The organism is Providencia sp. PROV261, from assembly GCF_028477945.1.
GTDB classification, from domain to species: domain Bacteria; phylum Pseudomonadota; class Gammaproteobacteria; order Enterobacterales; family Enterobacteriaceae; genus Providencia; species Providencia stuartii.
On the sequence record NZ_JAMPMC010000024.1, the window covers coordinates 85002 to 104688 of the forward strand.

A 19687-nucleotide genomic window follows, 5' to 3' on the forward strand; every position below is an offset into this window, starting at 1 on the left:
CTTAAGACTGCAAGACGTCAGTTAAACGCTCTAAGCGACCGCGGACACTCCCGTCAATAACGAGGTCTCCAGCACGAATAATCACTCCGGCAATAACAGACTTATCAATTTTGCAATTCAGCTTAACTTTGCGTGACAGACGTTTTTCCATCGCTGCAGAAATTTTGGCTAACTGCTGTTCATTCAATTCGTTAGCAGAGATAACATCAACTTCAATCGTTGATTCCAGGGTATCGCGCAATTGGATAAATTGAGCTAACACTTCTGGTAGCGTACTCAAACGCCCGTTTTCAGCCATAATACGAATCAGATTTTGAACATGCTCGTCAATTTCATCTCCACAAACAGAGATAAACGTTTTTGCTAACCTATCAGGGGCAATAGACCCAGAAAGTAGCTCACCAACCTGTTCATTGCGCGTCACCTCAGAGGTGAAGGCCAGCATATTTTGCCATTTTTCAACAGATTGATTTTCCACAGCAAAGTCAAAAGCTGCTTTGGCGTAGGGGCGAGCTACAGTAGCGATTTCAGACATGCCCCTCCCTCCTTACAGTTCAGCGACTAGTTTATCAACGATGTCGCTGTTAGCAGCTTCATCCACGGAACGTTCGATGATCTTCTCGGCACCTGCGACAGCAAGCATCGCAACCTGTTTACGTAGCTCTTCACGTGCACGTTTACGCTCAGCATCAATTTCTGCTTGGGCTTGTGCGACGATTTTTGTACGTTCTGCTTCAGCTTCTGCTTTTGCTTCTTCAATCATCTGATTGCGTTGTTTATTCGCTTGTTCGATGATGACCTGAGCTTCAGCTTTCGCTTTTTTCAGTCGGTCGGTTGCGTCGGTTTGCGCCAGTTCCAGGTTCTTTTTAGCACGTTCTGCGGAAGATAAACCGTCAGCAATTTCTTTTTGACGTTTTTCAATGGCCGCCATAATCGGTGGCCATACATACTTCATACAGAACCAAACAAACAGGACAAACGCGATAGCCTGGCCGAGGATTGTTGCATTTAGATTCACAGACAATACCTCTTATTCAATTATCACTTGATATTCAAAATAGTTAGCGGTTTAGGGCTAACTAGCAAACATCACATATAGGCCCAGACCAACTGCAATCATCGGAATAGCGTCGACTAGACCCATTACGATAAAGAACTGAGTACGCAGCAGAGGGATTAAATCTGGCTGACGAGCAGCTCCTTCTAAAAATTTACCACCTAGGATGCCGATACCGATAGCAGCACCGATTGCCGCTAATCCCATCATTACAGCGGCAGCCAAGATACCAAGTTCCATGATAGTCTCCAGTTTGTTTCAGTTTAATCAATAATTGATAGTTAAATTAATGCTCTTCAGATGCCATCGACAGATAGACAATCGTTAGAACCATAAAAATAAAGGCTTGTAACGTAATAATCAGTATGTGGAAGATAGCCCAAGGTAGGCTTAACAACCACTGTGACCACCACGGAAGCAGAGCCGCGATAAGAATAAAGATCAATTCACCCGCATACATATTACCAAACAGTCGCAGACCGAGTGATATAGGTTTTGATAGCAGGCTTACCCCTTCAAGAATTAAGTTGATAGGAATAAAAACTGGATGATTAAATGGCTGAAGAGTTAACTCTTTAGTAAATCCACCAATTCCTTTCATCTTAATGCTGTAGAAGAGGATTAGGATAAACACGCCAATCGCCATAGACATAGTGATACTGACATCTGCTGTTGGAACAATACGCAGAGCAGGTAAACCTAAATAGTGCTCACCAATGTATGGAATAAAGTCGATAGGGAGTAAATCCAGAAGGTTCATCAAAAATACCCAGACGAACACAGTTAATGCCAAAGGAGCAATAACTTTGCTCTTGCCGTGATACATATCACGAACGGTATTATTAACAAAACCAATGATCAGTTCTATTGCAGTCTGTAACTTACCGGGTACGCCACTAGTCGCTTTAACTGCAACTTTTCTAAATAGCCACAGGAACAGAGCCCCGAGAACTATCGAGAAAAAAAGCGAGTCAATGTTCAACGTCCAAAATGTTGGACTAGCGTGGGGATCGACCAACTCAAAGGTACGTAGATCCAACTGAAGGTTTTTCAGATGGTGACCTATGTACTCATTTGTAGTCATCACTTCTCCTGATGCAGACATGATGCCTCTTACCCTTTTGTAGTTTAAAATTACTTACCGTTTAAAAACGGCTGGTGCAACAATCTGAACAATTAGCACAGCTAAATAGGCCAAACCCAGTGGTGTTAATGACGCTTTAAACACACCAAAAGCAACAACTAGTACGATAATAGTTGTAACAACCTTTAGCCCTGCTCCTAATGCAAAGAACCAGGCAATGCGGACAGGTTCATCCTCTTCTTTTGCTTTCTGAAAGTGGACTAGCAGCATAAATACGATATTTGGTAACCAGCATGCTAAACCACCCGCAAGAGCAGAGGCCCCCCATTCTATACTATTTGCACAGAAAGCCCCACTGAGGATCACAAAAGTTATTAACTGAAAAGACAACTGCTTTACAGCATATTTGTTGTCGTAAAGGGATACAGACATAACTTTTTGTACTCCCAGCTATTCTCAGCCTCAGAAACGCTAAGTGTTGTATAAAACTGTCTTTGCTTAAATGTGTCAAGAGACAAAAACGAGCAAATTATACGGGCAGGCGAAATGAATTCAATCAGTAAGTAGCGAAAAGGTGAATAAATATTTAATTTTTTCGAGATAGCGCAGAAATGTGGCAATAATAATTAATAAATAGTTAATGACTCGACAACTAAAAACATTTTTCTGTGATGAGTATCACAATATTTACTGTTCAGATTATTAGCGGACTCCCGCGTTCTCACTAAGAAAAAAAAGATTTGAGCCATAAATCAAATAATTAAAAGCGATATTTTTTAAACAAAAAAAAGCCATAATAAATCAAATATTTCATTATTAATTAACTAAGACACAAACTGGATTTATCTAAAATATCCATTTAGAGATATTTTTTAATCTCTAATGTTCATTTTTGCTAGTTATTCGTTATTACCGTGTAAATATCACGTAAAACCCGAATTGAGAGAATAAGGTAAAAATAAAAATAGCAGTAACATTGTAAATGCTACTGCTAAAGCTCTAAAAGATAAAAATTTATTGATGAAAAGCAACTTTATTTTAAAGATAAAATCACTAAATGACGTTGTTCATCAAGTTCAGGCACTTTCAATTCAACGATGGTATCAATTGAAAAATTATCAGGTAAGTCAGTCAGTTCCTCTTCACGCACCGCTCCCTTCAATGCATAGAACTTCCCAGAAGCATTTGGCAGATGATGGCACCAGCTCAACATATCACTTAAGGAAGCAAATGCGCGGCTAATTACGCCATCAAACCCTGCTTCAGGCTGATACTCTTCAACACGTGATTGAATCGGCTCAATATTATTTAACCCTAGCTCATGTTGGACTTGTTTGAGGAAGCGAATTCGCTTCCCTAAACTATCAAGCAAAACAAAATGCGAATCAGGTCGAACAATCGCTAACGGTACTCCAGGCAACCCCGGCCCCGTTCCAACATCAATAAATGATGTGCCCTTAAGCTGACCGTTCACCACTATGCTATCCATAATATGACGGATTAACATTTGTTGAGGGTCACGAACAGAGGTCAGGTTATAAGCCTTATTCCATTTCGCCAGTAGTTCGACATATCCCACTAGCTGCTGCTTTTGTTGATCGGTTAATTCAATGTTCGCGAGAGCCGATAAGCGCGTTAGTTGTGCTAATAAACTCATTATTAAGCGCTCCTACGCAACATGCCTTGCTTTTTTAACCAAACAAGCAAGATGGAAATTGCTGCTGGAGTAATTCCCGAAATACGCGAAGCTTGACCAATTGAAGTTGGCTTATGATCATTTAGCTTAGCCATCACTTCATTTGATAACCCTTTGACTTGCTTATAATCAAGATCAACAGGCAATAAGGTGTTTTCATTGCGTAGTTGGCGCTCAATCTCTTCTTGCTGACGAGCGATATAACCTTCATATTTCACTTGAATTTCAACTTGATCCGCAGCTTGAGGATCGGTGATCCCCGGTGCAAAACGGCTTAGTGAAATTAATGTTTGGTAATCCATTTCAGGGCGACGTAATAAGTCTTCCCCGTTCGCTTCTTTAGAAAGCGGAACTGACAGTATCTGATTGATTTCATCATGACCTTCAGATTTTGGATGAACCCAAATATCTTTTAGGCGTTGACGCTCTTTCTCAATCAACTCAACTTTGTTGTTAAAGTGAGCCCAACGGACATCATCGACTAATCCTAACTCACGGCCTTTTTCTGTTAAGCGCAAATCAGCATTGTCCTCGCGTAACATTAATCGATATTCTGCACGAGAAGTAAACATACGGTAAGGCTCTTTTGTTCCTAGGGTGCAAAGATCATCCACCAGCACTCCCATGTAAGCTTGGTCACGACGAGGGAACCAACCTTCTAAATCAAAAGCATATTGAGCCGCATTTAAGCCAGCTAGCAACCCTTGCGCACCAGCTTCTTCATAACCTGTAGTTCCGTTAATTTGACCAGCAAAGAACAAACCATTAATAAACTTACTTTCAAGTGTTTGTTTTAGGTCTCTAGGGTCAAAGAAATCATACTCAATAGCGTAACCCGGACGTACGATCCTTGCATTTTCCATCCCTTTCATTGAGTGGACAATTTGCATCTGTACATCAAATGGTAGGCTGGTGGAGATCCCATTAGGGTATATTTCATTGCTCGTTAACCCTTCAGGTTCTAAAAAGATCTGGTGAGCGTCACGATCGGCAAAGCGCATGACTTTATCTTCGATCGATGGGCAATAACGAGGACCGATCCCTTCAATGATCCCAGCATACATTGGGCTACGATCAAGGTTATTTCTAATCACATCATGGGTTTTTTCATTCGTATGAGTGATATAGCAAGGCATCTGTTGTGGATGTTGATCCTGTGATCCTAAAAAGGAGAATACAGGCATTGGATCATCACCAAGCTGTTGAGCTAATTGGCTAAAATCTATTGTTCTAGCATCAATTCTTGGTGGTGTACCCGTTTTTAAACGATTAACACGTAAAGGTAATTCTCTTAGGCGCTGTGACAGTGAAACAGATGGGGGATCCCCTGCTCGTCCACCACTGTAATTTTCTAAACCAATGTGGATTTTTCCATCAAGGAAAGTACCGACTGTCAACACAACTGCTTTGGCTTTAAATTTCAGCCCCATACGGGTTACCGCACCAGTAACCGTGTTATTTTCCACAATTAAGTCTTCCACGGGTTGTTGGAAGATCATGAGATTTGGTTGATTTTCTAAAGCCGTTCTTACCGCTTGGCGATAAAGGACGCGGTCTGCTTGTGCTCGAGTTGCACGAACAGCTGGCCCTTTACTGGCATTGAGGGTTCTAAATTGAATACCCGCTTTGTCTGTCGCGATAGCCATTAGGCCACCAAGGGCATCAATTTCTTTTACCAGATGCCCCTTACCGATCCCACCGATGGCTGGGTTGCAAGACATCTGGCCCAATGTATCAATATTGTGAGTCAGTAATAGGGTTTGACGCCCCATACGTGCAGCTGCCATTGCTGCTTCAGTACCGGCATGACCACCACCAATTACGATGACGTCAAATTGCTCTGGATAAAACATGTGTGAACCTTAACGTTAGAAAAATGCTGAGTGTTGCATTCGAGGAGAGAATTCTACTCAAGTTTTAAGGATAGACCAAGCTAAGTTGATCCGAGCCTTATTATATAAAGATCTTTTTATTTAAAGATCTCTTTATTAGATCTTTTATTAGGATCATCGATATCTGTGGATAACTGACTTTTCACTTTAAAGATCATAAAAGTGTAAAGGATCATATACTGTGAATGATCCGTGATCCTTTTGCGTATAAGCTGGGATCTAAAAGGGGGGTTATGCACAGGCACCCGACCCTTTAAAACTTATACTATGGATAACTACGGGTTAATACCGCGATCTTACCAGAGTTATCCACATCTGTTCGTTGTTATTTTGAACAAACTAGAGTTCTTTTGCCCAAATTTTAACCCATTCCCCTGCCGGATCTTCCGGTATTTCGTGTTGCTGTACATCGATTTCTAGTGGCTCACCGATCCTTTTCGCCCCATGATCGACTAATAGGCGACTTAATTTATGGATCGCACCACAGAAAGTGTCATATTCAGAACTACCGATACCTACACTACCAAACTGCACCTGACTAAGATCAGGGGATTGGCTTTCAATTTGTTCAGCTAGAGGTTGAATATTTTCAGGAAGATCGCCTGCCCCATGAGTGGAACTCACCACCAGCCATAAACCTTCACGTGGAAGTGAGTCAAGATCAGGCCCATGCTGCACTTCTGTTTCATAACCAAGTTCTTCTAAGATCTCAGCCATATGTTCTGCAACATACTCAGCACTGCCCATTGTGCTGCCACTTATTAGGGTTACTTTTGTCATGGTGATTCCCGATAGCAATATTAGGGCGTTATTGTACGCTGTGAATGAGCTGGGATCTACCTGTGGATAATGTGGTTATATAAATTTTTTTCTATGGGGTGATTGTTCTCATGATCGGGTTCTGTAGCGAGATCAGCGTTTCTGTCGATTGAATTTCATCGATAGTTTGAATTTTGTTGATAAGTACGTCTTGGAGGGCATCAATAGATCGGCACATCACCTTAATAAAAATACTGTACTGCCCAGTCGTATAGTAGACCTCAACTACTTCTTCTAGGGCGTCTAATTTTTTGAGGGCGGTGTGATAATCTTTAGCACTTTTCAAAATAATGCCAATAAAGCAGCACACATCAAAACCGAGTTGTTTCGGGCTGATATCAATACGTGTTCCTGTAATGATCCCTGCCTGCTTCATTTTTTCTACACGGACGTGAATAGTACCTGGGCTAACGGAGAATTTTTTAGCAAGTTCAGCATAAGCTGTACGTGCATTGCGCATTAATTCGTGAAGTATGTCACGATCGAGATTATCGATTTGATAATTTTCAGGCATTATTCCCTCCTTAATTTAACGAATTCTCATTTTTATACCCATTTTTTTAGATAAAATAAATGAGAAAGTGTTTTTTTAATGAAGTATATTGAATTCCACCCCTGTTTTGTTGCTTAATCTACACATCGGCTAACGCAGCTAACAAATTATGGGTAAATAAAATGGACAAATCATTCATCGAACAACAGCAGCAAATCAGCTTTGTTAAATCTTATTTTTCACGTTTACTTGAAAAAGAGCTTGGCTTAATTGAAGTTCAAGGTCCTATCTTAAGCCGTTTAGGTGATGGAACTCAGGATAACTTGTCAGGCCATGAAAAAGCGGTTCAAGTAAAAGTAAAATCAATTCCTGACGCAACCTTTGAAGTGGTTCACTCCTTGGCTAAATGGAAACGTAAGACATTAGGCCGTTTCGATTTTAAACAAGGCCAAGGCCTTTACACTCATATGAAAGCGTTACGTCCGGACGAAGATCGCTTAACACCAATCCACTCTGTTTACGTTGATCAGTGGGATTGGGAAAAAGTGATGGCAGATGAGGAGCGTACACTTCCTTATCTGAAGCAGACAGTGGGTAAAATCTATCAGGCAATAAAACAAACAGAAGCCGCAATTAGCAGCGAATTTGGGCTGGCACCGTTCCTGCCAGACCAAATTCACTTTATCCACAGTGAAGAACTACTACAGCGCTATCCTGATTTAGATGCAAAAGGCCGTGAACGTGCGATTGCTAAAGAATTAGGCGCTGTTTTCCTTATCGGTATCGGTGGGAAGCTATCAAACGGTGAAGCGCATGATGTGCGTGCACCAGACTACGATGACTGGACAACTGAAAACGAAGATGGTTTTAAAGGCTTAAACGGTGACATCATTGTGTGGAACCCAGTGCTGCAAGACGCATTTGAAATCTCGTCAATGGGGATCCGTGTTAGCCCTGAGTGCCTGACTCGTCAGCTAAGCTTAACAGGCGATGAAAAGCGCATGGAGCTAGAATGGCACCAAGCATTAGTCGAAGGCAAAATGCCACAGACTATCGGCGGCGGTATTGGTCAGTCACGTTTAGTGATGTTACTGCTCCAACGTCAGCACATTGGCCAAGTTCAATGTGGTGTTTGGTCTCCAGAAACTCGTGAATCTGTTGCGGGTATGCTGTAGTTAGCGACTAAAGCGGCGCAATAACCTGCTTTTTAATCCGGTATCAAAGCGCCAGATATGATCAAATATCTTCATGATGCCGGGTTTCCCATAATTTGAAACAGATACCGCATGGAAGCGGTATTTCCCTACCTGCTGAAGGGATCTTATCTTTTTGATTAATTCGTCAGGCAAACGTTGAGAAACAAAATCGGAAATCACCACCGCGTCAGCATCTGACCATGTCGGGGTTTCGAGTTTTTTGACCGTTTCTTGCAAACAGTTAGCTAAATCTGTTCCTCCACGAAATGTTTGGTGTAAAAAACGAATACACTGCTCTAAACCATCCACGGAGAGTAAATCATAATGGACGAGTTCAGTAGAAAATAACATGATGTGACATGAACGGTTATCCGCCAGCGCAATTTTTAATAATGCGAGGCAAAATGCTTTTGCACATCGCTCATTTATTCCCCCCATAGAGCCTGAAGTGTCAATACAGACAATAAAAGGCCCTCTAGGTTGCTCTTCATGATGATGGTGAGTTACGGGGCGCAATACTCGTCTTTCTTGCCAACTTTCTCCTTGGAGACGATAAGTGATTAACTGCTTTTCAAGCAGTTTTCGATAGAACTCAAACTCAATTTCTTCAAGCCCTAACATCGCTAATTCGGTAGGTAATAGTCGTAATACGTCATCACTTTGGCTTAATCCATCAACTTGCTCTGGTATTGTTTCAGGGACTTTCTCGAAGATAGTCATTGGCTCTAGCAGCACGCTATCTTCAGGCAGGGTGCGAGCAGATTGGCTGCGGCCTAATAATTGAGCTATCTTTTCCAATTCAGGTTGTTGACGTAAAAAATCACTATATTGATTCAATAACTTATCATTATAGGCTGATGCTGTATTTAGCCCTTTACTTAAATCCCATAACCGGCCAGCAGCCCGCTCATTTTCGCCTAAAATCTCTTCGAGATTACCGCTTAACGCGAGCCGTTGTTGTAGTTCAGCGAGTAACTGCTCTTTTTCTTGCTCTAATAACTCTTTATGTAAAGTTGTCACCTGCAATATCAAACTGATCCGCCAGCGTTGGATAAATAAACTTTGCCTAGCGCTTTTATTCTCTATTTTACCTGAACTTAATTTGCAGGCTTCGGCATAAAAAGGAGAGTCTATGGCTTTTAGTGTTTCAATAATCTCGGGTAATTGATTAAAAAATAACTCAGTCGCTTGACCAAGAGACTGTTGATAAAGTTGAAACTCCTCAGCGAGTTGAGCAGGCACTAAGGCATCTTGCAGCTTTTGTTTAAGATCTTTTTTCCATTCCGATAAATCTTTTAACAGGGCTTTTTTAAGTCGAGGGTGTTTTTCAAAGAAAACGGCGAGTTGAGGTGTGGCAAGAAGAGAGATAATAATCTCTTCTATAAGCTGGCTTTCATTAACGGAAAGCAATAAGTCTAGCGTGGCTAAACTCAGCATAGTTAATCCGCCATTTTTCCTGTTATTTGATTACGTAACTGAGTGAGCTTTTCAGTTAACTTCATAAAGCTTCCTTCGATTCCTGCCAGCCAGCTTGATTCAATAAATAAATTGGGCTGTTGTTGTTCAAATTGATAACGCGCCGATTGAATATCTTGTTGGATCTTATCAAGCTTTTCTAACCATTGTGTGTTATCCGTTTTATCGACGGTGGTGGTGGATTCTTGTAAATAAAGAGTGGAAGCTTGGTGACTCACATCTAATAGCTGAATCTGATTTAAGTTATTAATTTCAGCAGCAATTTCTTGTGCAAAACCAATACCATTGAGGTGAGCTGATAGAGTAGTACCTTTCGTTAGAAAATGAGTCAGTAACTTTTTATCCGTGGTAATAAACGTTACTTTTATATCATGTAACTGTAGTGGCTTATGCAAAAATAGCGTTAAACGCCCCTCTTTGATATTTTCTGGAAGAGTGTACGTTGGCTTACGAGCAAACATTGGCGTATTTTTATTGACCTTAAAAGCATTTTGATTGTTTTGATCTTGGGTTGATGAGGTCCACTCTTGGTAGAGCATTTCTATTTCACGAGAGAGTTTTCTCTGTTGCCAGCCATCTTCTTCTAATATGGACTTGAGTAATTGAGGTAAGGCATTCATCGATTGCATGTCATGCCATAAACAATCTTTTAATAGGATGATATCAAGGGGGGAAATGGTATTTCGCCCATTAAAAAACGCACTGGCTTGTAATAAATAGACCGCTTTTTTCCAGCGTCTATCCGAGACATAAAGGTGTTTATCGGTGGCATCCAGTTGCTGGCGGAGTTGATAAATAAGTTCAAAACAGTGATCGGGCAGCGTAATTTTAGGGATTTGCTGTTGCCACTCTTTATATTCATCATCACTGATTTTTAAGTGTTCAGGAACCAGTGACTCATCTTGGGGGGATTTACCTGTCAGCAACGCTCGGAAGTTTTGTTTTTCTTGTACTTTATCGAGCCAAATACGGATAAGCATTCGGTCAAATAGCGCTTCCAAGCTATTGTCAGCATCAGGAAGCTCGTTAGATGCGGTGACTAATAAACGCATAGGAATAGCACTTTCACCATCTCCATTACGGAATTTCCGTTCATTGATAGCGGTGAGTAGGGTATTTAAGATAGCGGGGCCAGCTTTCCAAATTTCATCAAGAAAAACCACCTCAGCATCAGGTAAATAGCCTTTTGTTAGTCGTTGATAGCGCCCTTCATCTTTTAAAGCTTGGATGGATAATGGCCCAAAAATTTCCTCTGGTGTGGAAAAACGGGTCATTAAATATTCGAACGCATTCGCGTGGCGAAACGCATACTTCATGCGGCGTGCAATTAAGCTTTTAGCGATACCTGGAGGCCCTAAAAGAAAGACACTTTCACCACTTAATGTGGCCAATAAACATAAACGAATTGCTTGCTGGCGTTCATACAAACCACTTTCAAGGTAATTGCTAAGTTGGGCGATTCTTTCCGCTAACTGCATATTCGTTCCTTTTATTATTTATGTCATTTATTGCTAGGTTATCCATCGAGGTGCCAATTTTGCAACGAATTTTGTCATTTTTCTTTGATTTAGACTCACTATCAACAAAAACGATTCAGCTATAACTAATTCAATACTTTCATCTTTTCTTCTCTTTTGGGCGTTAACGAAACGTTTCGATGGCGATCACAAATCTTAGCCAACAACATTGTGTTGTTCATTTTCTTATCTATGATTAGATTTAGCGAAACGTTTCGCTCATAAGGAAACGGCGGGAACAATGAAAAAAGGTATTTTGCTTAATTCCAATATTACATCCGTGATAGCAAAGTTAGGTCATACCGACCATATCACAATTGCTGATGCTGGGTTACCTATACCACAGCAGGTTGAACGTATTGATTTAGCTATTACACAAGGTTTGCCCGATTTGATGTCGGTATTGAGTGTCATTACTCAAGAGATGCAGATTGAAAAGGCAATTTTGGCTGGCGAGATCACGACCGTCAATCCTGAAATGGAACACGCAATATTGGCACATTTGCAGGCATTAGAGCTTGCCCAAGGAAAACCAATAACAGTGGAATATTGTAGTCATGAAAGCTTTAAAAAAATGACTCATGACAGCAAAGCGGTGATTAGAACAGGGGAGTGTTCACCTTTTGCTAATGTGATCCTTTGTTCTGGTGTGACGTTTTGAGGTGTGTATGCAGCCTTTATTAGAGCTTATTGGCATTGAAAAGTCTTTTCCCGGAGTAAAAGCACTAAACGGTGCTGCACTTAAAGTTTACCCAGGAAAAGTGATGGCGCTAGTCGGTGAAAATGGTGCGGGTAAATCCACCATGATGAAAGTGCTTACAGGTATCTATAGTAAAGATGCTGGCGCTATCCGTTATTTAGGGAAAGAAGTGGTCTTTCATGGCCCTAAAAATTCACAAGAAGCAGGGATTGGTATTATTCATCAAGAGCTTAATTTGATCCCTGAACTGACAATTGCTGAAAATATTTTCCTTGGTCGCGAATTTGTTAATAAATTCGGCAAAATCGACTGGAAAACCATGTTCAGTGAATCCGATAAGCTACTAAAACGCCTGAACTTGGATTATGACAGCCATCAATTGATCGCTGAGCTTTCTATTGGCGAACAGCAAATGGTTGAGATAGCGAAAGTGTTAAGTTTTGAATCGCAAGTCATCATCATGGACGAACCAACGGATGCCCTCACAGATACGGAAACAGCATCACTCTTTCGAGTTATTGAAGAGCTTAAAGCGCAAGGGCGTGGAATTGTTTATATCTCTCATCGCTTAAAAGAGATTTTTGAAATCTGTGATGATGTAACCGTGTTTCGTGATGGACAATTTATCGGTGAAAAACCCGTCAAAGAATTAGAAGAAGAAACCCTGATTGAAATGATGGTGGGCCGTAAATTAGAAGACCAATACCCACGTATTCATGTTCCGGTGGGAGAGGTTCGCTTACAGGTTGAAAATGTATCAGGCCCTGGTGTCGATAATGCCTGCTTTTCATTGAGAAGCGGTGAAATTCTAGGCGTTTCTGGTTTGATGGGAGCAGGGCGTACTGAATTAATGAAGATCATTTACGGCGCTGCGACAAAAAAATCAGGTGAAGTACGCCTTGATGGCAAAAGTATTTCATTAAAAACGCCACAAGATGGTTTAAATAACGGCATTGTCTATATCTCGGAAGATCGTAAACGTGACGGTTTAGTACTAGGCATGTCCGTCAAAGAGAACATGTCGTTGACAGCACTTCGTTACTTTAGTCGTGCTGGCGGCAATCTTAAACATAAAGAAGAACAACAGACGGTCGGTGACTTTATTCGCTTATTTAATATCAAAACCCCTTCCATGGATCAGATTATTGGCAACCTATCGGGAGGAAATCAGCAAAAAGTCGCGATTGCGCGTGGTTTGATGACAAGGCCTAAAGTCCTGATTTTAGATGAACCAACTCGAGGTGTGGATGTTGGGGCTAAAAAAGAGATCTATCAATTAATTAACCAATTTAAAAAAGAAGGGCTGAGCATCATCTTAGTTTCTTCTGAAATGCCAGAAGTGATTGGGATGAGTGACCGCATTCTCGTTATGCATGAAGGGCATATTAGCGGTGAGTTTTCAGCTAAACAGGCCACTCAAGAAGTCTTAATGGCTGCCGCTGTTGGCAAAAGCTACGGCTCAGTTCAGGAGTTATCAGAATGACATCGAATACCACAACCTCAAAACGTTGGTTCAGTAAAGCATGGCTAATGGAGCAAAAATCACTGATTGCATTATTAGTGTTAATTGCCATTGTTTCATCCCTTAGCCCGAATTTTTTCACCCTTAATAACCTGTTTAATATCCTGCAACAGACATCGGTTAACGCCATCATGGCTGTGGGGATGACGTTGGTGATCTTAACCTCCGGTATTGACCTATCTGTTGGTTCATTACTGGCTTTAACAGGGGCTGTTGCGGCATCGATGGTGGGGGCTGATGTGAATGCCTTCGTCGCCGTTGCGGGAGCATTAGCCCTTGGGGCTGCTATTGGTGCTTGTACGGGGGTGATTGTCGCCAAAGGTAAAGTTCAAGCCTTTATTGCGACATTAGTCATGATGTTGTTATTGCGGGGGGTGACACGTGTGTATACCGATGGTAGCCCGATCAATACAGGTTTCAGTGATAATGCAGATCTTTTCGGCTGGTTTGGTATTGGTCGCCCCTTCGGGATCCCGACCCCTGTTTGGTTGATGATCATTGTGTTTGCCGCGGCATGGTATCTATTACACCACACCCGTTTGGGTCGATATATCTACGCATTGGGTGGAAATGAAGCCGCGACGCGCTTATCCGGCATTAATGTCGACAGAATTAAAATTATTGTCTATGCCCTGTGTGGATTATTAGCGGCATTGGCGAGTGTTATTGAAGTTGCTCGACTGTCGTCAGCGCAACCAATGGCTGGTAATGGTTATGAGCTTGACGCAATTGCCGCTGTTGTTCTTGGCGGTACAAGTCTGGCTGGTGGTAAAGGACGCATTGTTGGAACTTTGATTGGTGCTCTTATCTTAGGTTTTCTCAATAATGGCTTAAACTTACTAGGTATATCATCAAACTATCAAATGATTGTAAAAGCGGTTGTCATCTTACTTGCCGTACTCGTTGATAATAAAAAGTAACTTATACCCTACAGGAATACAATTATGAAAATGAAAAAACTCGCAACCTTGCTATCAGCCGTCGCTTTAAGTGCTACTGTGAGTGTTAATGCGATGGCGAAAGAAAGTATCGCTCTGGTTATTTCCACACTGAACAACCCGTTCTTTGTGACAATGAAAGATAGTGCTCAAAAAGAAGCCGATAAATTAGGTTACGAACTAATAGTACTCGACTCTCAAGATAACCCTGCTAAAGAGCTAGCTAACGTTCAAGATTTAACTGTTCGTGGCACTAAACTCATGTTGATTAACCCGACCGATTCAGATGCGGTTGGGAATGCCATTATCATGGCCAATAAAGCAAAAATTCCTGTTATCACCCTAGACCGCGCAGCTAACAAAGGTGATGTAGTCAGTCATGTCGCTTCTGATAACCGAATGGGCGGTAAGATGGCGGCAGATTTTATCGCTGAAAAAACAGGTAACGACGCCAAAGTGATCCAACTCGAAGGGATCACAGGAACTTCCGCAGCTCGTGAACGCGGTGAAGGTTTTAATACCGGTGCAAAAGAGCATAAATTTAATGTATTAGCCAGCCAGCCTGCTGATTTCGATAGAACAAAAGGCTTAAACGTGATGCAAAACCTACTGACAGCGCATCCTACTGTGCAAGCGGTATTTGCTCAAAATGATGAAATGGCATTAGGGGCGCTAAGAGCGTTACAAACCGCAGGACGTGATGATGTATTAGTTGTCGGGTTCGATGGAACCAATGATGGTATTAAAGCGGTTGAAGGGGGCAAACTAGGCGCAACAATTGCACAGCGCCCTGATCAAATTGGCATTGTAGGTGTACAAATCGCCGATAAAGTTTTGAAAGGTGAAAAGGTCGAGCCAACAGTACCTGTAGAACTAGAACTGGTTGTTAAAAAGTAATAAAGATTAACCGCCGTTATCCTTAACGGCGGTTTGCTCTATTTGCGAATAAAATAAAAAAGGCAAAAGGAAATAAATGTTATGGGCGCAGCTAAACTTGTGGTTTTAGGTAGTATCAATGCTGATCATATTCTAAACATCGGGCAATTTCCGCAACCGGGAGAAACGGTTAGAGGGAATCACTATCAGGTTGCTTTTGGTGGTAAAGGTGCGAATCAGGCGGTTGCTGCTGGACGAAGTGGTGCTGACATAACATTTATTGCTTGCGTCGGTAACGATAGCATTGGGCAAAGCATCAAAACGCAGCTCAAAAATGATCATATTGATGTTGAATGTATTGATGTCGTTGATAATGAAACAACGGGTGTTGCACTGATTTTTGTAAACCAACAAGGTGAAAACGTAATTGGTATCCATGCTGGAGCCAATGCGCATTTAACTAAAGAAAGAGTGAACCACTATCAGCAAAAAATCATTGATGCAGATGCCGTACTGATGCAATTAGAATCCCCTATTGAAGCGGTTCAGTTAGCAGCGGAAATTGCACAAAAAAACAGTACAAAAGTCATCTTAAACCCTGCACCTGCCCAAGCTCTTCCTGACTCGTTACTTGCTTTAGTCGATATTATTACGCCAAATGAAACAGAAGCGGAGCATTTGACTGGAATTACCGTCAAAGATGATCAGAGCGCACAAGCGGCAGCTCAAGTATTGCATGATAAAGGTATCAGTAAAGTCATGATTACGTTAGGGGCGAGAGGCGTTTGGTATAGTGAAAAAGGTTCAACAGGTAAAATTATCGCTGGATTTAAAGTGAAAGCCGTCGATACAATTGCGGCAGGGGATACCTTTAATGGCGCTTATGTTACCGCTTTACTTGAAGGGAAAAGTGATGCTGAGGCTATTGTTTTCGCTCATGCAGCGGCTGCAATTGCGGTAACTCGACCCGGTGCACAACCCTCTGTACCATGGCGCAATGAAATCGATGCATTTTTAACTCAACAGGAATAGCTTGTGGCAACAATGAAAGATGTTGCGCGCCTTGCTGGCGTGTCGACATCCACCGTTTCTCATGTCATCAACCAAAATCGCTATGTCAGCGAAAGTGTGACATTACGAGTCAAAAATGCGATTGAGCAGCTAAATTATGCTCCATCGGCGTTAGCTCGTAGCTTAAAAATGAATCGTACTAATACGATAGGTATGTTACTGACAACCAGTAATAACCCTTTTTATGCAGAAGTGGTTCGTGGGGTTGAGCGCAGTTGTTATGAACGTGGTTATAGTTTGATCCTCTGTAATACTGAAGGCGACCTTCAGCGGATGAATCATAGTTTAGAAACACTATTACAGAAACGCGTTGATGGTTTACTGATGATGTGTACAGAAGTTCAGGGGCCATCAAAAGAGGTTCTTTCCCGTTATCCCGCAGTGCCTACCGTGATGATGGATTGGTCTCCCTTTGAGTCTGATGGCGATATTATTCAAGATAACTCTTTTCTTGGCGGGGAGATTGCCGCACGTTATTTAATTGATGCGGGGTTCACCCAAATTGCTTGCATCGCAGGCCCCCAAGACAAATCACCGGCACGTGCGCGTTTCCAAGGTTTTATGCAGGCGATGAAGCAAGCATCGCTGAATATTCCTGATGAATATATTATTTTTAGTGATTTTGAATTTGCTGGTGGCTTTAATTCAATGAATAAACTGTTGGCGCTTGCTAACCCACCTAAAGCTATTTTTGCCGGGAATGATGCCATGGCCGTTGGCGCTTATCAGGCGATATTTCGTAAAGGACTGAAAGTACCTGATGATATCTCAATCATTGGCTACGATGATATCGACTTATCACCTTATATGATCCCGCCATTAACGACGATTCATCAACCAAAAGATGAATTGGGTAAATTGGCTGTCGACCAGCTTATTTTTCGAATGGATAACCCTGAAGCCGACGCTAACGTTTTGGTGTTGACGCCCAAACTGGTTGAGCGCCAATCCGTTAAACGAAATTAGTTCTTATCTGATGGTTTAGACTTATTTTTTATTAAGTTTTGACCATCACTTTTCTTCAACAACAAGAAGACAAATGCAGAAAGTAATGTAATAGCACCGATAGTTATAAAGGTGTAATGGAAATTATCTACGGTATTCCCATGTGGTAAGCCTTCATAGAAGCTCAATATTGCCGCACTGACTGCAATACCAAAACTGATCGATAGCTGTTGAGTCACCGCTAACATACTATTCCCCGCACTGGCATTATTATCTGTTAAATCAGCTAAGCAAATCGTATTCATCGCAGTAAATTGCGTTGACATAACCATCCCAAGCACAAATAGAGGTATCACCAGTAAATAGATAGACATAGTCGGGGTCTGGAGAGAAAACTGAGCTATCATAAAACTAATAATGACCGTCACGGTAAACAGTGTTTTTCGATAACCAAAGCGAGTCAGTATCCGAGTTACTGCTGATTTTGCGATAATTGACCCTATAGCCATTGGAGCCATCATCATACCGGCGATAACCGCTTCGTAGCCAAAACCAACCTGCAACATTAATGGCATCAAAAATGGAATACTTCCTGTCCCTAATCGAGTGGCAATATTACCGCTAATACCAATACTAAAAGTACGGGTTTTAAATAAGTTTAGTGGAATGATGGCATGTTTTATACGTCGAGCATGAAAAACATAAAGAAATAGGCATACAAAACCACCGAGTACGATGGATGCTGGAATGTAACCGGGCAAGGACTTGTCGCCAAAGAGATCCAGACTGACTGATAACATGACAAGACCAAAGCCAAAGAGAATAAACCCAAGAACATCAAACTTACGTTTTGGCATTTTAAAATCAGGCATTGATTTTAAGGCGTACAAGATCCCTAAAATACCAATCGGAATATTGATAATAAAGATCCAATGCCATGTGGCATAAGTCACTAATACACCGCCTAGTAAAGGGCCTAAGATAGGACCTACTAATCCAGGGATAGTAACAAAGTTTAATATTGGGAGTAATTCACTGCGTGGATAGGCACGGATCAATGCAAGGCGCGCAACAGGCATCATCATTGCCCCACCAATACCTTGGATAACGCGGGATGTGACTAAGAATGTCAATGACGGTGATAGCGCACAAAGAAGGGAACCAAAGGAAAACAGTGAAACAGCGATAATAAAAATGCGACGAGTGCCGAACCTATCTGCAAACCATCCACTCACAGGAATTAATAATGCAACTGTTAATGTATAACTGACAATCGCAGATTGCATGGCGAGTGGTGAATGGTGGAGGCTTTTGGCGATATCAGGTAGCGCCGTGTTCAAAATGGTTGCATCAAGGGCTTGCATGAAAAATGCCATTGCGGCTATCCATGGAAGGCCTGACATGCTTTTAGCTGTTTTTAACATCGGTAACCTATTAAATAAAAAGTTAAAGCAAACATGGAAAGTTATCGTGTTAGGTCTGTTTTCCAGTAATAGTTAATAACTTATAGCAGAGATCAAACGCTTTGGCGCTATTACCTTTTATTATGGCATTTGCCAGTTGCTGATGAATGTCTACTTCAATAACGTCATTTTCTGTAATCGCATCAAAATAGAATTGATAGACAGAACGGAATAAATTGGCAAAGGAGATCAAAAATGGATTGGCACAAGCTTCATAAATCGTTAGATGAAAACGGTGATCAACATCTATCCAACGTTGCCTATCAAATTGCTTTTCTAATAATTGCATTTCATTGGCGAGTGCTTTGAGTAAATTATTTTGCTTGTCTGTGGCATGTTTTGCGGCAAGGTAGCAAGCTTGCGGTTCAATCGCGAGTCTTACAACATGAAAATGCCTAATAACGACCGTTTGTTCATCACTGCTTATCCACCATTTAAGCAGATCTTGATCCAAAAAATTCCAGTGGGATGAAGGCATAACTCTTGTGCCAATGCGAGGACGCGCAAGTAACATCCCTTTTGCTGCTAACATCTTAACCGCTTCTCTAATCGCTGTGCGGCTAGCTTGGAATTTATCAGATAACTCTATTTCACTGGGAAGAATAGAGCTTGGTAAATAAGTGCCTTTCAAAATCTCTTGGCCTAGCTGTTCGGCAATAAGATAAGAAAGGTTTTTTTGCGAAGCAGTTTGCTGCTCACTAAATTCCATAATTAGTCCCAATACATAACCTTGAGCAATTATATTACGTGAGTTGGGGGATAATTGCTGCTGAAATAATCAATTCTACCGTTGTTTTAGTTGATTTATCACCGTTTTGATGAAAAAAAGCGCGAACGAAAAGAAAATGCAAAATAAGGGTTGCTAGAATTTTCTGACTCCCTATAATGCGCATCCGTTGTCACGACAAACCGCTTCGGTGGTCAGGTTGGAAAAGGAACCGG

General features: G+C 41.5%; 20 protein-coding genes. 7 read left to right on the plus strand and 13 right to left on the minus strand.

What is annotated here, in order from left to right; all coding sequences use genetic code 11:
• Window position 1 precedes the first annotated feature (1 nt).
• The 9 genes from atpH to asnC form a co-directional block, all read right to left on the minus strand.
• Window positions 2-535, minus strand: coding sequence for a F0F1 ATP synthase subunit delta (gene atpH, locus PR675_RS14280; protein ID WP_004923982.1), 534 nt, complete (start codon window positions 533-535; stop codon window positions 2-4).
• Between the two features lie 12 nt (window positions 536-547).
• Window positions 548-1018, minus strand: coding sequence for a F0F1 ATP synthase subunit B (gene atpF / locus PR675_RS14285; RefSeq protein ID WP_004923980.1), 471 nt, complete (start codon window positions 1016-1018; stop codon window positions 548-550).
• 57 nt (window positions 1019-1075) lie between these two features.
• The gene (atpE, locus tag PR675_RS14290; RefSeq protein WP_004923979.1) at window positions 1076-1297 is read right to left on the minus strand and encodes a F0F1 ATP synthase subunit C; all 222 of its coding nucleotides are present in this window, start codon (window positions 1295-1297) and stop codon (window positions 1076-1078) included.
• A gap of 46 nt (window positions 1298-1343) precedes the next feature.
• Window positions 1344-2162 (minus strand): F0F1 ATP synthase subunit A, encoded by an 819-nt coding sequence (gene atpB / locus PR675_RS14295; RefSeq protein ID WP_004923976.1) that lies wholly within the window; start codon window positions 2160-2162, stop codon window positions 1344-1346.
• 33 nt (window positions 2163-2195) lie between these two features.
• Window positions 2196-2573, minus strand: a complete 378-nt coding sequence (gene atpI, locus PR675_RS14300) for a F0F1 ATP synthase subunit I (protein ID WP_004923974.1) — start codon at window positions 2571-2573, stop codon at window positions 2196-2198.
• 601 nt (window positions 2574-3174) lie between these two features.
• Window positions 3175-3798, minus strand: coding sequence for a 16S rRNA (guanine(527)-N(7))-methyltransferase RsmG (gene rsmG, locus PR675_RS14305; RefSeq protein ID WP_036942414.1), 624 nt, complete (start codon window positions 3796-3798; stop codon window positions 3175-3177).
• A gap of 2 nt (window positions 3799-3800) precedes the next feature.
• Window positions 3801-5690 carry a tRNA uridine-5-carboxymethylaminomethyl(34) synthesis enzyme MnmG gene (gene mnmG, locus PR675_RS14310; protein ID WP_004923968.1) on the minus strand — a complete coding sequence of 630 codons (1890 nt, stop codon included), beginning with the start codon at window positions 5688-5690 and terminating at the stop codon, window positions 3801-3803.
• Window positions 5691-6068: 378 nt separating this feature from the next.
• Window positions 6069-6509, minus strand: a complete 441-nt coding sequence (gene mioC / locus PR675_RS14315; protein ID WP_060560763.1) for an FMN-binding protein MioC — start codon at window positions 6507-6509, stop codon at window positions 6069-6071.
• A 91-nt stretch (window positions 6510-6600) separates the two neighbouring features.
• Window positions 6601-7062, minus strand: coding sequence for a transcriptional regulator AsnC (asnC, locus tag PR675_RS14320; protein WP_004923964.1), 462 nt, complete (start codon window positions 7060-7062; stop codon window positions 6601-6603).
• Window positions 7063-7223: 161 nt separating this feature from the next.
• Here asnC and asnA point away from each other — a divergent pair, with 161 nt between their 5' ends.
• Window positions 7224-8216: an aspartate--ammonia ligase gene (gene asnA / locus PR675_RS14325; RefSeq protein WP_004923963.1), complete on the plus strand. Its 993-nt coding sequence runs from the start codon at window positions 7224-7226 to the stop codon at window positions 8214-8216.
• Here asnA and viaA read toward each other — a convergent pair whose 3' ends face one another.
• Both viaA and ravA read right to left on the minus strand, forming a co-directional pair.
• Window positions 8217-9674: an ATPase RavA stimulator ViaA gene (viaA, locus tag PR675_RS14330; protein WP_004923962.1), complete on the minus strand. Its 1458-nt coding sequence runs from the start codon at window positions 9672-9674 to the stop codon at window positions 8217-8219.
• A 2-nt stretch (window positions 9675-9676) separates the two neighbouring features.
• The gene (gene ravA / locus PR675_RS14335; RefSeq protein WP_004923961.1) at window positions 9677-11191 is read right to left on the minus strand and encodes an ATPase RavA; all 1515 of its coding nucleotides are present in this window, start codon (window positions 11189-11191) and stop codon (window positions 9677-9679) included.
• A 280-nt stretch (window positions 11192-11471) separates the two neighbouring features.
• Here ravA and rbsD point away from each other — a divergent pair, with 280 nt between their 5' ends.
• The 6 genes from rbsD (at window position 11472) to rbsR (ending at window position 17303) form a co-directional block, all read left to right on the plus strand.
• The gene (gene rbsD, locus PR675_RS14340) at window positions 11472-11891 is read left to right on the plus strand and encodes a D-ribose pyranase (protein WP_004923960.1); all 420 of its coding nucleotides are present in this window, start codon (window positions 11472-11474) and stop codon (window positions 11889-11891) included.
• Window positions 11892-11898: 7 nt separating this feature from the next.
• A complete protein-coding gene (gene rbsA, locus PR675_RS14345; RefSeq protein WP_060560762.1) occupies window positions 11899-13413 on the plus strand; it encodes a ribose ABC transporter ATP-binding protein RbsA in 1515 nt (504 codons plus the stop codon).
• The gene (gene rbsC / locus PR675_RS14350; RefSeq protein WP_004923956.1) at window positions 13410-14372 is read left to right on the plus strand and encodes a ribose ABC transporter permease; all 963 of its coding nucleotides are present in this window, start codon (window positions 13410-13412) and stop codon (window positions 14370-14372) included. Before rbsA ends, rbsC begins: the two co-directional genes overlap by 4 nt.
• A gap of 24 nt (window positions 14373-14396) precedes the next feature.
• A complete protein-coding gene (rbsB, locus tag PR675_RS14355; RefSeq protein WP_014657139.1) occupies window positions 14397-15287 on the plus strand; it encodes a ribose ABC transporter substrate-binding protein RbsB in 891 nt (296 codons plus the stop codon).
• An 81-nt stretch (window positions 15288-15368) separates the two neighbouring features.
• On the plus strand, window positions 15369-16298 hold the full coding sequence (rbsK, locus tag PR675_RS14360; RefSeq protein WP_004923951.1) for a ribokinase: 930 nt from the start codon (window positions 15369-15371) through the stop codon (window positions 16296-16298).
• A 3-nt stretch (window positions 16299-16301) separates the two neighbouring features.
• Complete coding sequence (gene rbsR / locus PR675_RS14365; RefSeq protein ID WP_014657138.1) at window positions 16302-17303, plus strand: ribose operon transcriptional repressor RbsR; 1002 nt, start codon at window positions 16302-16304, stop codon at window positions 17301-17303.
• On the opposite strand, the gene mdtD is transcribed toward rbsR, so the two are convergent.
• Both mdtD and PR675_RS14375 read right to left on the minus strand, forming a co-directional pair.
• Window positions 17300-18706 carry a multidrug transporter subunit MdtD gene (gene mdtD, locus PR675_RS14370; protein ID WP_004923945.1) on the minus strand — a complete coding sequence of 469 codons (1407 nt, stop codon included), beginning with the start codon at window positions 18704-18706 and terminating at the stop codon, window positions 17300-17302. The two genes, rbsR and mdtD, sit on opposite strands and share 4 nt — an antisense overlap.
• A 49-nt stretch (window positions 18707-18755) precedes the next feature.
• The gene (locus PR675_RS14375; protein WP_004923944.1) at window positions 18756-19454 is read right to left on the minus strand and encodes a FadR/GntR family transcriptional regulator; all 699 of its coding nucleotides are present in this window, start codon (window positions 19452-19454) and stop codon (window positions 18756-18758) included.
• Window positions 19455-19687: the final 233 nt, after the last annotated feature.